16 protein-coding genes are annotated in these 14223 nt (G+C 46.1%); 13 read left to right on the top strand and 3 right to left on the bottom strand.

Features of this window, described 5'->3' with window-relative positions; translation table 11 throughout:
* The first annotated feature begins 417 nt into the window (after positions 1-417).
* Positions 418-1278 (top strand): hypothetical protein, encoded by an 861-nt coding sequence (locus tag DFP94_RS06860; protein ID WP_114495621.1) that lies wholly within the window; start codon positions 418-420, stop codon positions 1276-1278.
* Between the two features lie 8 nt (positions 1279-1286).
* Positions 1287-1778, top strand: coding sequence for a hypothetical protein (locus DFP94_RS06855; protein WP_114495620.1), 492 nt, complete (start codon positions 1287-1289; stop codon positions 1776-1778).
* Positions 1779-2013: 235 nt separating this feature from the next.
* Here the strand turns inward: DFP94_RS06855 and DFP94_RS06850 are convergent, their stop codons facing one another.
* Positions 2014-2733, bottom strand: a complete 720-nt coding sequence (locus DFP94_RS06850; RefSeq protein WP_245954532.1) for a hypothetical protein — start codon at positions 2731-2733, stop codon at positions 2014-2016.
* Between the two features lie 160 nt (positions 2734-2893).
* On the opposite strand from DFP94_RS06850, the gene DFP94_RS06845 reads away from it, so the two are divergent.
* The 3 genes from DFP94_RS06845 to DFP94_RS06835 all read left to right on the top strand — a co-directional run bounded on the left by DFP94_RS06845 (position 2894) and on the right by DFP94_RS06835 (position 6410).
* On the top strand, positions 2894-3601 hold the full coding sequence (locus DFP94_RS06845) for a DUF4274 domain-containing protein (RefSeq protein ID WP_114495619.1): 708 nt from the start codon (positions 2894-2896) through the stop codon (positions 3599-3601).
* Positions 3602-3629: 28 nt separating this feature from the next.
* On the top strand, positions 3630-5291 hold the full coding sequence (locus DFP94_RS06840) for a DUF6138 family protein (protein WP_114495618.1): 1662 nt from the start codon (positions 3630-3632) through the stop codon (positions 5289-5291).
* Between the two features lie 264 nt (positions 5292-5555).
* A complete protein-coding gene (locus tag DFP94_RS06835; protein WP_114495617.1) occupies positions 5556-6410 on the top strand; it encodes a copper amine oxidase N-terminal domain-containing protein in 855 nt (284 codons plus the stop codon).
* 216 nt (positions 6411-6626) lie between these two features.
* Here DFP94_RS06835 and DFP94_RS06830 read toward each other — a convergent pair whose 3' ends face one another.
* Positions 6627-8036, bottom strand: a complete 1410-nt coding sequence (locus DFP94_RS06830) for a glycoside hydrolase family 1 protein (RefSeq protein ID WP_114495616.1) — start codon at positions 8034-8036, stop codon at positions 6627-6629.
* Between the two features lie 231 nt (positions 8037-8267).
* Complete coding sequence (locus DFP94_RS06825; RefSeq protein WP_114495615.1) at positions 8268-9140, bottom strand: YitT family protein; 873 nt, start codon at positions 9138-9140, stop codon at positions 8268-8270.
* A 187-nt stretch (positions 9141-9327) separates the two neighbouring features.
* On the opposite strand from DFP94_RS06825, the gene DFP94_RS06820 reads away from it, so the two are divergent.
* From DFP94_RS06820 to DFP94_RS06785, 8 genes are all read left to right on the top strand, one after another.
* Positions 9328-9888 carry a TetR/AcrR family transcriptional regulator gene (locus DFP94_RS06820; RefSeq protein WP_114495614.1) on the top strand — a complete coding sequence of 187 codons (561 nt, stop codon included), beginning with the start codon at positions 9328-9330 and terminating at the stop codon, positions 9886-9888.
* 41 nt (positions 9889-9929) lie between these two features.
* Entirely contained in the window at positions 9930-10256 is a 327-nt protein-coding gene (locus DFP94_RS06815; protein ID WP_114495613.1) for a DMT family transporter, read from the top strand.
* 17 nt (positions 10257-10273) lie between these two features.
* Complete coding sequence (locus DFP94_RS06810; protein WP_114495612.1) at positions 10274-10618, top strand: DMT family transporter; 345 nt, start codon at positions 10274-10276, stop codon at positions 10616-10618.
* A gap of 137 nt (positions 10619-10755) precedes the next feature.
* Positions 10756-11031, top strand: a complete 276-nt coding sequence (locus DFP94_RS06805; protein WP_114495611.1) for a hypothetical protein — start codon at positions 10756-10758, stop codon at positions 11029-11031.
* A complete protein-coding gene (locus DFP94_RS26465) occupies positions 11028-11213 on the top strand; it encodes a putative immunity protein (protein ID WP_114495610.1) in 186 nt (61 codons plus the stop codon). Before DFP94_RS06805 ends, DFP94_RS26465 begins: the two co-directional genes overlap by 4 nt.
* A 29-nt stretch (positions 11214-11242) precedes the next feature.
* Positions 11243-12151 (top strand): RCC1 domain-containing protein, encoded by a 909-nt coding sequence (locus DFP94_RS06795; RefSeq protein WP_114495609.1) that lies wholly within the window; start codon positions 11243-11245, stop codon positions 12149-12151.
* Positions 12152-12338: 187 nt separating this feature from the next.
* Entirely contained in the window at positions 12339-13187 is an 849-nt protein-coding gene (locus DFP94_RS06790; RefSeq protein ID WP_114495608.1) for an SPL family radical SAM protein, read from the top strand.
* 129 nt (positions 13188-13316) lie between these two features.
* The gene (locus DFP94_RS06785; RefSeq protein WP_114495607.1) at positions 13317-14210 is read left to right on the top strand and encodes a hypothetical protein; all 894 of its coding nucleotides are present in this window, start codon (positions 13317-13319) and stop codon (positions 14208-14210) included.
* The last annotated feature ends 13 nt before the right edge of the window (positions 14211-14223 follow it).

The raw sequence follows: 14223 nt of genomic DNA, 5'->3' as shown, positions 1-14223 counted from the left end.
TCCCATGCTTGAGAAAGCATATCTTTGACCAGAAAGTTTGTGGTTTTGTGCTTTGAAGGAGGAGAAAGCTGAATGAAAAAACTACGATCCTTAATTATTGCAACCTGGTATTTTTTATTCCGGCAATCTTTTTAAGCGGTCTGGTTTGGAACGATTACAGAGGTTATATCAAAAATATCGATGATCATCTCCCGTCCCTGACCGGCATTTATATGATAGACGAGGGAAAAAGGCTGGTCGGGGTGTCCGATAAAAACGACGGAGGTTATACCACGGCTTATTTGTTTGATGCGGTATCCGGGACATTAATCAAAAAGGTAAATCTGCGCACCAATATTCACGGGGAACTGGGGACCTGAAGTCCCTACACCTAAACCTGTCTATCAAGCACGCGTATTCCTGCTGAATGATCAGGAGGTGCTGATCGCCGGATCCACGACGGAAGATGAATTGAACGGTACCGTGCTGGGCTATCTGTACAATGAGAAGACCGGGAAATTCATCGATGCTACTAATCTTCTGGGACAGCTTTCGTACGAGGATCTAGCAAATGAAGAAACCTCGTTTTTCAAGGAACCGGAAAGCAATATGCTTTACTTCACGGAACGGGAACAAGCCGCTTCCGGGTCGCTCAATTTGGATACCCAAGACGTCAAGGTCCTGACTGGAGAACAGGTTGAAGGTTGGCTGATCGGGAAAGGCGAGAATGTCATGTCGCTGCAAAGCTTCTGGAATTACGTCAAAGAGGGAGGTCCGCTCATCCTCAATTGGGTGATTTGGCTTCTTATCCCGATATTGTCCATCCTTGCGCTCATCATGCTTCCTCTGATGGCGAAGAAATCGAAAACCCGAAAGATCTCTCAGGGACGGCAGCTTCCGGGTACGATCCTTCGGATGGAGGAGACGGGCACGTACGTCAACGATATGCCGCTGGTACGGTTTACCGTCCGGTTTGAGGATGAAGGCCAGATGAAAGAAGTGTCGATCAAGAAAGTCATTTCATTTTTGAATGACATTAAAATCGGCGATTCGGTGCTCATCAGCTATAACCGGAAGAAGCATAAAGCCGTGTTTGTTACCGGGGAGGATGTCCGGGAACAACCGAAGCCGGACCTCATCAAAGACGCGGTGTTGAGCCGCATCGAGGCTTTGGGCACAATTAACCGCGGTCGGGCGCTGCAGCTGCATTTTAAGGCCGAGGGCCGCGATTATGCCTTCCGGTTGTGCAGCCTCCCGGGTTTGAATACCGCGTCGGCGAACGCGCGAATCTGGTATTGATCCAAGGTATGGCGAGAATTCATAGCTATGGGAAGGTTAGCGCCGGTTTTGCGGAGTCGGAGCAAATTACGCTTGAAGGCGAAGTGATTACCGCTGAGGGATACCCGGTGACGGTCGGGAGTCGGCAACTTATGATCCTTGAAATCATCATTTCCGAGGGAGCTGAGTCGATCCGCAAGATCAACAGCCTATTTGTGCCGAAAGGGTTGCCCGTCAAAGCAGGAACGGTCATCCCGGTTACCATGAGAAAATACGACTACAGGAAGGAAGTTGCTCTGCGAAAAGGGAAGCAGGGAGCAGCCAAAGTCGTGTCCGTCCATTTTGCCGGAACACTTGGCGAACGGCCGTTGGCGGAGATCACCGCAGAACGTGCTGGAAACGAGTACCGAATCCGTCAGACTATTGAGCCAATCTACGGTATCGAGCCGGGTGATGAATTGTGGATTGCTTATGACGAAGTTGCCGGGGAAGCGATCATTTTAAACTATGCATCGAAGTGAAGTGGGCAATTTATTCAATGTGATGGCTGTACACCGAAAATAAAATTACATCTATTATGCAGGAATTCTGTTTATATTCCTACGAAATGAGAGTTTTCTAACCTAAAACCTGTAATTTTGCAGCAATTTAACATGTAATAACCGTATATCGATAAAAATCCTGTATTATTGCAGGAATTGAGGCGAGCTTCTCAAGCGGGCCGATGCGAGGATGATTTATCGGCGAACGATGCCTTCATCCTCGCAGGTGCCTACACTTATTGAGCCAATAATAGCGGTGAAGATCCATAATAAAATGAAAGAGTACGAAAGTAAGCAGGGTATAAACGCACATGAGCACCACGGCAACCATTTGCTGAGTGGCAAAACCCAAAGAAAGGTTAGCTGCTAGGCAGCCCAATCCCGCAGCGGCTGAAATCATTGAAGCGGTGGAATAACCGTTTCTGCGACTGCTTTGGTTTTTCCTGGACTCCGGCGGCGACTTCAGTTTTTGAATATGCGCCTTGGCATAGCAGAAAAAGCCAATGAAACAGAATACAAAGGACAGAATCCCATACCAAGGGCTTACCAAGCCTAGCATGCCGTAGGCAAACTTTAGATTCGTAATCATGAAGCTGAGCGCAGCCGTTACACCGAAGCTCCCGCGGAACAATACATAATTCAGCTGCAAACGGCGAGGCTGCAAGATAAGCGCCAAGGCCCAAAGATTCATGGCTGCCAGGGGCGGTATCAAGATGTAGGCGTATAGAGTCTGATACGGATTTCCCAAGACCGGAATCAAGACGAAGACATTCAACATGAAGCACACCAGCAAGGCCGAATGGAAGCGGATAGATGCTGCCGGATATAGCACCAGATATTTCGCAAACGTATCCTTCGCATACCCTTTATTTTCGTAGGTGGTCGGGAACTTAAGAGGAAGGGACGAATCACGTTTCTTTCTGCGTCGGGCCATGTTGAAGACTCCTTTTCTACTTATTCTGAATTCATTTTAATTGACTGATCACTGTTCCTCAAGGCTGAATAAGAGAGATTGAGGATTAATCAGGCAGGATAGTTAATATAGTTAACGTTTCTTGATTATAATGCGGATTAGCAAAAGGAGGGAGCCAGTTGTGAATTGGACGGAAATCAGCAGGTCAAAAGACATTGAAGCAGTTCGAACCGCCGTGGCCGAGTTGGATGCGAATGAGCGGGATGATCGTGGACGGACACCGTTGATGCTGTTTATAACGAATCGAATGCCGATTCATGCGATTGAACTTTTAATAAGGGAAGGAGCAGACTTGGAGGCAGAAGATAAACTACGGGATACGGCGCTCAAAAAGGCGGTCAAATTCAAACAAAAGGAAGCCATCGCAAAATTGCTTGAAGCCGGGGTCAGGCTGGATTCCCCGCAAGGCATTTTGGCAACGGCTTGGAATGCGGCCCGCGGGAACAAGGGAATCGCCGACATGCTGCTCAAAACCAAGGGGGCGGTACGTCTTACTTTATTGCGGGAAGAGGACGAGATTGTTGACGATATTTTATATGATGAATTACAGGAAAACATCTGCAAAAAGATCGTCTCCTTGGACTCTCCTGTGCTTCTGCATGCGGTTGTGAACGGCTATAACTGGGACGATGGGCCGGAGCCGATGTTATGCGCATACCGGAACCCGGCCCTTATGGAAATTACTATGCTCGATATGTACGATTTGCTTGATGGAGATTACTGGTTGGAGCAAGACGGGACGCAGCCGGCCGCCACGGCGGAGAGAAAGGGATGGAAGGAGCTTGCCGCAGGGTTGAAGGAAAGATTGGAACAGATTTATCCAGCTTAAAGCTTATATTGAACGGGAGGTTTTGAGAATGGACCAGGTTTCGGAAGTTTTCTTGAAGGATATATGGGATGAAGTTATGGCGATTTACGTTAAGGAGAGCAAAAGAATACGCGAATTGAAGAATCAAAGCAGGCTGCAAGCCGGAATCATGAATTATCTTCGGGTGGCCTGGCGAAAAGGTAAAACGAACTGGTCGCAAGGGCGGCTTCATATCGATGTGTACGAACCTTTCTCCTGGAGCGACGACTCTTATAAAATCGAAGCAGGGCCATATATCGCGGAATTGACCGACGAACAGCTGACGGAGGAGGTATTTCCTGCTTTGTGCGAACGGATGGATCAACTGTTCAGATCGGAGGAACTCGGTCCGCTTTTTTTCGATTACCGGTTTGAAGTCGTGTTTGAATTTGAGCGGGAGCGATCCCGAATATCCCTTCACCGAAACTTGTTAAATGAATCTAAGCTGCACCAACTCCAACAATCGTTGGAGCATTTTATTCAATCCAAGATTCTCGCCGATCTTCCTGTGCTGCCGAATGATAATGACATGTTCTTCTTCGCCCGTCATTTGGTCAATCCGGATTTGATGAAACAGGAGGAGGAAGTTATTGAGCCTTTGATCCGGAGGCTTTTGGATAAATTGAATATGAGCCGGAAACGAAAGAACGAGTGGATCAGGCAGTATACATCAGCCTTCAATACCTGGGCTCAAGAACATTTTCTGCCGCAGTATTTTGTTCCTTCCGGCGATTATGGATTCGAGTGGATTTTGAAGGAGGAGGACCGCCAAGTAGTTGATGAAGGAGAAATGGATTTCTTCCTTTATATCGCCCTACAGATCGGATTTACCGAACCGGATAACCGTAAAAAGTATCTGGAACTTGCAGTCAAGTTGGGTTCACAGCGGGCAGCGGATTACCTGAAGATCGGCAGCGGAAAATTTGCGAATACCTTTCGGAGTGAACGGGTGGAATGCAGCAACAACGACGTCACTCAGCTGATCGAAGTCCGGATTCTATCGGAAGAAGAGGCGGCTTACGGAGAAGCCTTGGATTATATCATCCATCTTTTGCGGCAAGGGTTCTCTAAAAGCTACAGCTTGAAGCTGAAGAGCAGCCAAAAGCATTTTCTCCCTTTGAAAAAACTGGCGAAGTCGAAGCTCCACCAGTTTTTTGCTAATGCGCTCACCTATCCGGCTCTTTTTCCCAAGCTTGCGGAATACGCGGATACCGTCATGGAAGAGTTTGCGTGGTACGGGGATGTAGAGCCAGGAGAAAAATCAGTAATGCCGGGAACTTACGCAGTGATGGGCCTCGGTTTATACAGTGAGTCTTATTATCCGTTAGTCGGCCGCTATATGGAACTGGTGGATACAGAGCATCAAATGGTGCAAGATGATTATGCGGAGGCATTCATAGATGCCCACGGTCTGACAGCGGAGAAAATGCCGGTATTGGTTTCCATTTTGCTCGGTGGCAACGAGGAAGGGAAGTATGTAAAAAATGAAACCATCGACGATCCCGAGCTTGCAGGCGCGCTTGTCGATGTGCTGAAAGGGAAGAAGGATCATGAACGTGAGCTTGTACTGTACCGACTGTTTAAGAGTTCGGACAAGCTTGCCGGAGCGGCCCGAAAATCACAGTCGCCCTTAAAGGAAGAATTGGAACAACTTCTGGCACTCTGGGGTTAATATGTGTAGACGAAGTGAGCCCGCGTTCGGCGCGGGCTTTCGGTGTTAGCAGCGTCAAACAAATTGGCAGCATTTCTTTGATCAGGCCCTTGTTAATCTTGTTGCCGTCGGATTTGAGCACCAGCCATCAAAAACACAAATAGCATTTGTACCTCCGAAATTTCCGGAATTAGTTTAGGAAAATGCTTGTATTATGGTATAATTTGAGAATTACAAATATCTCTCGACTTACTATAATAATACATAAAATAAGGAGTGGTCGTTTTGAAGAAGCTGATCACAGCAGTTGCTGTGCTGAGCATGATGATTTTCGCATCATCCGCTTACGCCGCCGAACCCGTAAAAATACTTATGAAAAATCAAATCGATGGCAAACCGATGGCAATTTCCTCCGATGTAAGTCCCGAAATTAAGAACAGCCGAACCATGGTACCCCTGCGTGTGATTAGTGAAAATTTGGGAGCTACGGTCAAGTGGTCGGATTCGGAAGTCGTGCTCACAAAAAGCAATGTGGAGGTAATATTACAACTGAATAGCCATACAGTAGTGAAAAATGGAAAAACGGTGCCGTTTGATGCCAAACCATATCTAAAGAATAATCGGATCATGGTTCCACTTCGTTTTATTGCAGAGACGTTTGGTTGCAATGTCAGTTACAGCAACTTTGCAGTAACTGTCGAAACCAAGCCATTGGTCATCGATGGTGTAAAAGTGAAAGCATTGCAAGAAGAACAACACATGATTTTGGGCGGCGTAGTAAATCAAATCAATGGGAATACCTATAATGAAGCGATATATAATATTTTTGTAGAAAACAAAGGCAAGAAGATCGAAGCACCTACTAATTACTCCTGGCGTAGTAACCTCCCACCTGGCTACTACTATAAAGTTGGACAATATGACTTTTTAGACCAAGAAGGGAACAGCATAAAACGCTTTGATATTTATACTTTAGTTCAATCATTTGACGAGGACCAGGACCCCGAGGTTTTGATTTATGAAGCGAATGAAAACCAATGGTATATGTTTAACCACAAAGCACTTCTAGGTATATTACAGTTAATTGATACAGCATCGAAGAACGGTTTTCTAATGGAGATCAGTAATACAGTTCCGTAAAAAAGCTCAATAATCCAACAAAACGAGGCTGCCGATGGGATTGATCAGTGGTCTTTGATGCACTAACGGATAAGTTAGTTCAATATATTGGCTTTAACCACCTTTGAGCAACATGCTAAAATAACGTTAGTTGAATGAAAGCAGCGGCAGTCTAAGACTTTATTTATCCAGTCTTGGTCCGCCGCTGCTTCTTTTAATACTGTATTTACCAATCAGCTAACGCTGCAAACTTTGTCCGTTGGTAGTAATGACATCCTTGTACCAGTAGAAAGACTTCTTACGGTAACGCTCTAGGGTGCCGGAATGATCGTCGTTGCGGTCCACGTAAATGAAGCCGTACCGTTTGCTCATTTGGGCAGAGGAGGCGCTCACCAGGTCGATACAACCCCAAGAAGTATAACCCATGACTTCAACGCCGTCTTTGATCGCTTCCCCGACCTGAACCAGATGATCGTTCAAGTATTTGATCCTGTAATCGTCATGGACGGTCAGCTCACCATCGTCACTCCTAATTAACTCATCTTTGGCGCCAAGTCCGTTCTCGACGACAAAGAGCGGTTTTTGGTAGCGGTCGTAAAACATGTTCAGCACATAGCGCAGACCTTGCGGATCAATCTGCCAGCCCCAATCGCTTGTCTCCAGGTAAGGGTTGGGCACGCCGCCGAACAGGTCGGTTGGCTTACGACTACCATCATTCAACGTCTCACAGATACTCACATAATAACTGAAGGAAATAAAATCTACCGTGTGCTTCAGAATTTCGGCATCTTCCGGCTCCGTTTGAATCTTTATATCATGTTCTCGGAAGAATCGTTTCATGTAGCCCGGGTAATAACCTCTAGCATGGACATCGGCAAAGAAATAGTTCTTGTGTTCCGCCTCCATGGCTGCAATAACGTCTTCCGGGTTGGGAGTGAGGGGGTAAGTCGGCATGCTCAGAACCATGCAACCAATTTGAGCCTGCGGATGAATCTCGTGTCCGATTTTTACGGCTAATGCACTTGCAACGAACTCGTGGTGAATGGCTTGGTAGAGATCCTGTTTGCTTAGCTCGCGCTTAGGAGTATAAATGCCGCCGCTCATGAACGGCTCTTCCAGAATGGAGTTGATCTCATTAAAGGTCAGCCAATACTTAACTTTATCCTTGTAGCGCGTGAATATCGTTCTGGTATAACGCTCATAGAAACCGATTAATTTTCTGTTGACCCAGCCGTTATAGCGCTTGGACAAATGCAAAGGGGTTTCGTAATGAGAAATCGTAACGAGCGGCTCAATCCCGTATTTGCGGCATTCGTCAAACAGATCATCATAGAATTGCAAGCCCTTCTCATTAGGTTCAAGTTCATCGCCATTCGGGAAGATCCGCGACCAGGCAATTGAGGTGCGGAATACCTTGAAGCCCATTTCGGCAAACAACTTGATATCTTCTTTATAGCGATGGTAAAAATCAATGCCGATCAACTTCAGATTCTCTTCGGTTGGAACTTCGGTGATGGGGCCTCTGATCCCTTGCGGAGCGACGTCCTGAGTGGACCAGCCTTTGCCATCCTCTTGATAGGCGCCTTCACACTGGTTCGCCGCTACGGCGCCGCCCCATAAGAAACCTTCAGGAAATATGACGCTCATGCATAATCCCGCCTTTGAATGTTTTTGGATGCATGATGGTATCCATGCGATGTCATTCAGAAGTATACCCCGAAATTTTTATCGTAAAAGGCTCGGTTGTTAAATCAAATCAGAATATTATCGAATAATAAAACAATCAGGCAAGCGTAGAGGAATCCTTGGCTAACCTGATTGGCTATAGAAAGTTGTTTTTCTATAATAAACTTGAAATTTGATTTCCAAACCTAAGGCCTAAATCTTTGGCCGTGCAAAACGACCGACTATTTCGGTGCACTGCACCACATTCATAAATGCGCTAGGGTCGGTTTGAACCACCGTTTTCCGAACGGCCGCCAGTTCATAACGGGTCGTTACGGTCATGAGCGTGTAATTTTCTTGCTCGCTGTACCCGCCCTCCGAATGGATACAGGTGATCCCATGGTGCAGCTTCCGCAACTGACAAAGCATCTTGTCTTTTTCTTTAGTAATGATGAAGCAGGTAACCTTGATATGCCCGACATGAATCATGTCGACCACTTTACCTTTGACGAACGTGGACAGCATGGAGTAAAGCGCCAGATCCCAGCTGCGGAAAAAGCCGAGTGCCAAAATTACGATGCCGTTCATAATAAACAGGATGTTTCCCATGGCAATGTCCCGGGTGCGCGTTACGATGGAGCCGAGGATATCGAACCCGCCAGTAGAACCGCCGACTCGCAGCGAGAACCCGATGCCTCCCGCCGAGATGATGCCGCCGAATACCGCAGCGAGAATAGGGTCTTTAGTTACTTGAACGACGGGAATAATGGCCATAAACCAAGTCGTACCGACGACCGAGATGCAGCTATAAACGATATATCTCCGTCCGACCGCCTTCCAGCCCCAGAGGATGAGCGGGACATTAAGCAAAAAATACACAATGGATATATTCCACCCGGTGATATAACCGATAATGGACGCTACCCCCGTTACCCCGCCGGACAAAAGCTGATGTGGAATCAGGAACAGATTAAGCCCAGCCGCCACTAGCAGGGCGGACAAGAGAATTACTCCAACCTCTTGTGCAGGTTTGAGTGAAGCTTTGATCGGTTTACCGATGAGTGCTGCGTATGGATTTCGATTCATCTCCGAGCCTTCTTTTCTCATGTTTTAGTTATAAAAAAATATTATCGGTTTAAATTATCTTTTTTATCGATGATTCAGACTATGACAAATGATATATCTTATAAAAAATCCATTTTCGCCTTGGATCGTTTGAATAAAACTTGAATAAAAACCGTCCAGACGGTATACTAAATTAGGGGTGAATCATTTGAATATTAATTCTAAACGTAATCAGTTGCTGGCCGCTGCTTTATTCATCGTAAAAACTCAGGGTGCCGAAAAACTGACGCTTGAGGCCGTTGCAAAAGAGGCGGGAATCAGTAAAGGGGGATTGCTTCACCACTTTCCTAATAAACAAGCTTTAATAAATGCGATGGTGGAAGAAACAACAAACCGATACTTTTCTGATATTCATGAACGAGCAACTAACGATGATAATGAAGTGGGCAAGTGGAGCCGGGCTTACATACATGCGACTTTCGACGAGAAACAAGAGGAAGATGGAGTTAACGCAGCCCTTATCGCTTCACTCTTTGCCAATCCCGACTTATTGAGCAAACTGAAGAACCACTATTCGTTTTGGCAAGCAAAGATAGAGAACGATGGAATCGATCAAGTAAAAGCAACGATTGTTCGGTTAGCCGTCGATGGCTTGTGGTTTTCCGAAATATTCGGGGTTGGGGAATTGAATGATGATTTGAAGCAACAAGTCATTGCGTATTTATCGGAAATGTCAGGTTCGCCCGAAGCCGAAAATAATAATATTTGAGATTTTACAATGATTTAATATGATAAAAGTGAGGATAAACCATGGTCGCATATTTATTTTTAATAATTGCTATTCTTAGTGAAGGATTTGGGAGTTCGATGCTAAAGCTATCCCAAGGCTTCAAAAAAATCTGGCCTACAATTAGTGTAATTGTTGGTTACGGAATCGCATTTTATTCACTTTCAGTAGCCTTGAAGTCTATTGAGCTTGGTACGGCTTATGCCATCTGGGCCGGGGTCGGCACGGCATTAACGACGATGATCGGGGTTTTATTTTACAAGGAAGCCTTCGGCCTAAAACGGGCAATCGGGATATTGCTGATCATATCTGGCGTTGTTCTAATGAAATTAGCCGGAAGCGCACATTAATCGACGGGGGATTGGCTATGAATAGATATGTGGCATTAGTTATCGCCATCGTAAGCGAAGTATTTGGAACAAACATGTTGAAAATGTCGGACGGGTTTACGAACCTGCTTCCTTCTATGGGGGTTATTGCGGGTTTCGGCTTATCGTTTTACTTCTTGTCTATTTCTCTAAAAACCTTGCCCTTGAGCATTGCTTATGGAATATGGTCAGGGGTAGGAACGGCGATCACCGCGATGATCGGAGTTTTTGTTTGGGGTGACCCTTTTAACATGTTGATTGCAATCGGCCTAATTTTGATTATTGGCGGAGTCGTCTTGCTAAACGCACCGCAAAAGCAAAAGGTAGCCTCAAAGATGATTTGATGGTTGCGAAGCGAAAATAACAGGAACACGAAAGTAATGATAGCCGCAGATCATGCGGCTTTTTTGTTGCTCCCCCGCGTATTTGATGAATAAGACAACTTTCGCCAATCATATTGCTTGTTGAGGGGTGGAGAATCATGAGATTATTGCGTGGAAATAAAGTGCTGATTTGCACCATAAAAGGGAAGACCATCAAGAACCTTGTCCTCATAGATCTTTTGCTCGGAACAGGAATGTTTTTTGTTATAAAAATCATCGGTTCAAGCATCATTATCGCGTCCATCGGAAGTATGGCTTGCAGTGAAGGCGTTAAGTGGAAATTAAAGGGGTCCAAGCTTAGGGTTATCGACAAGAATAAATTCAATAAAAGCCCCCATGCGGAAGCAAAGTCAAAGACTAAGAACTCCCAATGATTGGGCGTACTACATGTGCTATATTATTTCGAGGAAGCATAACCGGCGCTGCAAGAGGAGCGGCTCACGCTGCCGGACAAGCCGTGGCTGTGGCGGATGTAGCTGCTCACGAGTTGGGTGCAGCGGCTTATGGGATTAGAGCCGCCGATGATTGTTGCTGCAGCAATCATGAATTTATATAATAAATTACTTGTTTTTAAGGAGGTAAAACATGGATTACATTTCAACGATAGAAGTCGCGTTAAAGTTAAAGCGGTGGCCTAAAGATACCATTGCGGCGGGCCGTCGTCATACCGTTGGGCTTAAATCGGACGGCACGGTGACGGCTGTGGGTGATAATAAACATGGCCAATGCGATGTAAGCGGCTGGAGCCATATGGTGGCTGTCGCAGCGGGTAATGTTCATATGGCGACGAACACAGGTAATGCCCATACAATCGGACTTAGATCAGACAGTACTGTGGCGGCTTTGGGTTGGAATAAGCATGACCAATGCGATGTAAACGACTGGCGCGATATTATAGCGGTTGCGGCGGGTTGGCGTCGTACCATTGGGCTTAAATCGGATGGCACGGCGGTAGCGGTGGGCCGAAATCATGAAGGGGAATGCAATGTAAGCGGCTGGCAGGATATTGTGGCTGTCACGGCGGGTGACTGGCATACCATCGGTCTTAAATTGGACGGCACGGTGACGGCTTTGGGTAATAATCGGTATGGCCAATGCGATGTAAGCGGTTGGTGCGGCATAGTGGCGGCAGCAGCGGGCTATCTTCATACCATCGGTCTTAAATCCGACGGTATGGTGACGGCTGTGGGTTTGAATAAACAGGACCAATGCGATGTAAGCGGCTGGCGCGGCATTGTGGCGATCGCGGCGGGTAGTAATCATACCATTGGCCTTAAATCGAACGGGACCGTGGTAGCTGTGGGTTGGAATGAGCATGGCCAATGTAATGTAAGTGATTGGCGCGATATTGTGGCGATTGCGGCGGGATGTGCCCATACCGTCGGCCTTAAATCGGACGGCACGGTGGTTGCCGTGGGTGATAATGAACATGGCCAATGCGATGTAAGCGGCTGGTGCGGCATCCAACTGCCCGGCAATTATTTTCAATATTAGCGACATCAGGTTAAAGTACTGAACCTATTTAAATGGCAATTCAAAATACTCACATCACTTTTGACCGAACGGTTCCTTCCAGGGCGCTTCCGCCGAAACTTTACCCTTTTATGACATAATAGGAGATGGGGATACCTAGCTTCGATGAGGTTAGCAACAGGAATTACAAAAGGGGGACGCTAGGCAAATGGCCGTCGAAATCAAAGATATCCTTTCGAAAACAATTTTAAGCGAAGCCAAAGGCTACCTTGATATAGGGTTTACCCATTCATTGAATCCGTACAGCGGCTGTGCATTTTCGTGCAGGTACTGTTACGTAAGAGAAATGCCGATTCAAAAGTTCAAAGAACTTCCTTGGGGACAGTGGGTGGATATCAAAAGAAATGCAGCTGAGAATTACCGGAACGAGATAGTCAAGCTACGCCGGAAAAGGAAGCCGGTTCATATCTTTATGTCCTCGGCAACAGACCCCTATCAACCGGTTGAACGGAAGGCAACCATTACCCGCGGATTATTGGAAGCTATGTTGGACCATCCGCCGGACCTGCTTCAAGTCCAAACACGGAGCCCGCTCATTACAAGGGATCTTGATTTGTTAGTGTCCTTGAAAGAGAGATGTAATGTCCTTGTTTCAATGACGATTGAAACCGATCGGGAGGATATGAAGACAAATTTTTCTCCGTATGCCCCCGGAATCAAAATACGTTTAAAAGCTTTAAGGGAACTTCATGAAGCTGGAATAACGACACAGGCCGCCATTTCGCCAGTATTGCCGTTTACTCCTGAATTTCCCGGGATGCTGGAAGGAATCGTGGATCGTATCTGGATCGATACGCTGAACATTGGGGACGGTTCAATGGAAAAACGCTCAGAGCGTTTGGGTATGCCTCAATGGTTCGAAACACATGGGCTGTCGGAATGGTATCGAAGGGATATCCATAATAAAGTTGAAAAGTACTTTAAGAAATACTTCCCGGATGAGATGATCCATGTTTCGAAACAGCAAGCTTTTCCAAGTAACACACGGAATAACTAACCAGCTTTACTCGTTGTCGACCTCAAATTTCTAATTAACTGCTGTGCTTAAGGAAATATCTTCTTGTCAACTTTTTAAAAAAATCTTGATAAGGTAGAGGATAGCAATTGAAAAGAGGTGATGAGTGTCATGATTAAGAAACGCTGTTTGTTCTGCGATGAGATTGTCCCTACAAATCAGGAAGGCGATTACGATAAATTCATAGGTTGTTCCTGTTCGCCCGGCGGATTCTATTGCCTGTTGAAAGACAGCTATGAACCTATCCAGTCGTTCCCGCACCAAAAGAAACGGAATCTGTTTCATTTGGTATCGGCTTATATTCGGGAGCTGTCAGATGGTGACGAAAAGGTTGTTTTATCAGCCGACGATTTAGAATCTATTGAGAATTCTCCGAAAATCCCCTTGTCTGTGGAAGATAAAGGAAATCGTTTGTTACAATATTTGCAGAGACATGCCAATGGCCCGGGTGAACCGGTTGTCATACATCCACTTTCCAACAACTATAATCTGACGTATTCTCCCAATCTGCAGGAATTGGTCTATATCATTGATAGGCTAAGAGGTGATGGGCTCCTAATCCGGGAAGGCATGTCCTTTCTGCTTACTGAAAAAGGGTGGAGTCAAGCGACCGCAAGTGCGGGAGGGAAAAAATTAAAGCCATGCTCCGTACTCATTGCGGATGAAAATGGTATGCGCACAGAGTGGCAGGAAATGCTGTTGCCTAAAATGGAGCAGTACGGTTATTTGCCGCGCATGCTTACACATACGAAAACGCAGAAACATGAAAGGTATTCCCTTGAGCTTATTGCGAACAGTAAACTGGTTATCGCGGATTTAACGGGTCAATCTCCAGAGGTGTATTTGGCGGGGGGATATGCGCTCGGATTGAATATACCGGTCTTATGGACCGTGAACAGCAGACAGGCCGATCTACTGCCTGAACAAGTCAAAGAGATTCGTCCGATGGTTTGGAACACAGCAGAAGAACTGGCGGTCATACTCCAGCAGAAGTTGAGTTTATAGAAGGGGAAAAGAT

This window comes from Fontibacillus phaseoli (assembly GCF_003337355.1).
Taxonomy (GTDB): Bacteria; Bacillota; Bacilli; order Paenibacillales; family Paenibacillaceae; genus Fontibacillus; species Fontibacillus phaseoli.
Note: the sequence above shows the minus strand (reverse complement) of the source record. Positions and strands in the feature narration are given on the sequence as shown.

Excerpts from the sequence above, each read along its gene's own strand:
- DFP94_RS06855 (WP_114495620.1), top strand. The coding sequence starts at position 1,287 with ATGGCGAGAATTCATAGCTATGGGAAGGTTAGCGCCGGTTTTGCGGAG.
- DFP94_RS06850 (WP_245954532.1), bottom strand. The coding sequence starts at position 2,733 with ATGGCCCGACGCAGAAAGAAACGTGATTCGTCCCTTCCTCTTAAGTTC.
- DFP94_RS06840 (WP_114495618.1), top strand. The coding sequence starts at position 3,630 with ATGGACCAGGTTTCGGAAGTTTTCTTGAAGGATATATGGGATGAAGTT.
- DFP94_RS06830 (WP_114495616.1), bottom strand. The coding sequence starts at position 8,036 with ATGAGCGTCATATTTCCTGAAGGTTTCTTATGGGGCGGCGCCGTAGCG.
- DFP94_RS06825 (WP_114495615.1), bottom strand. The coding sequence starts at position 9,140 with ATGAATCGAAATCCATACGCAGCACTCATCGGTAAACCGATCAAAGCT.
- DFP94_RS06815 (WP_114495613.1), top strand. The coding sequence starts at position 9,930 with ATGGTCGCATATTTATTTTTAATAATTGCTATTCTTAGTGAAGGATTT.
- DFP94_RS06810 (WP_114495612.1), top strand. The coding sequence starts at position 10,274 with ATGAATAGATATGTGGCATTAGTTATCGCCATCGTAAGCGAAGTATTT.
- DFP94_RS06805 (WP_114495611.1), top strand. The coding sequence starts at position 10,756 with ATGAGATTATTGCGTGGAAATAAAGTGCTGATTTGCACCATAAAAGGG.
- DFP94_RS26465 (WP_114495610.1), top strand. The coding sequence starts at position 11,028 with ATGATTGGGCGTACTACATGTGCTATATTATTTCGAGGAAGCATAACC.
- DFP94_RS06795 (WP_114495609.1), top strand. The coding sequence starts at position 11,243 with ATGGATTACATTTCAACGATAGAAGTCGCGTTAAAGTTAAAGCGGTGG.
- DFP94_RS06790 (WP_114495608.1), top strand. The coding sequence starts at position 12,339 with ATGGCCGTCGAAATCAAAGATATCCTTTCGAAAACAATTTTAAGCGAA.
- DFP94_RS06785 (WP_114495607.1), top strand. The coding sequence starts at position 13,317 with ATGATTAAGAAACGCTGTTTGTTCTGCGATGAGATTGTCCCTACAAAT.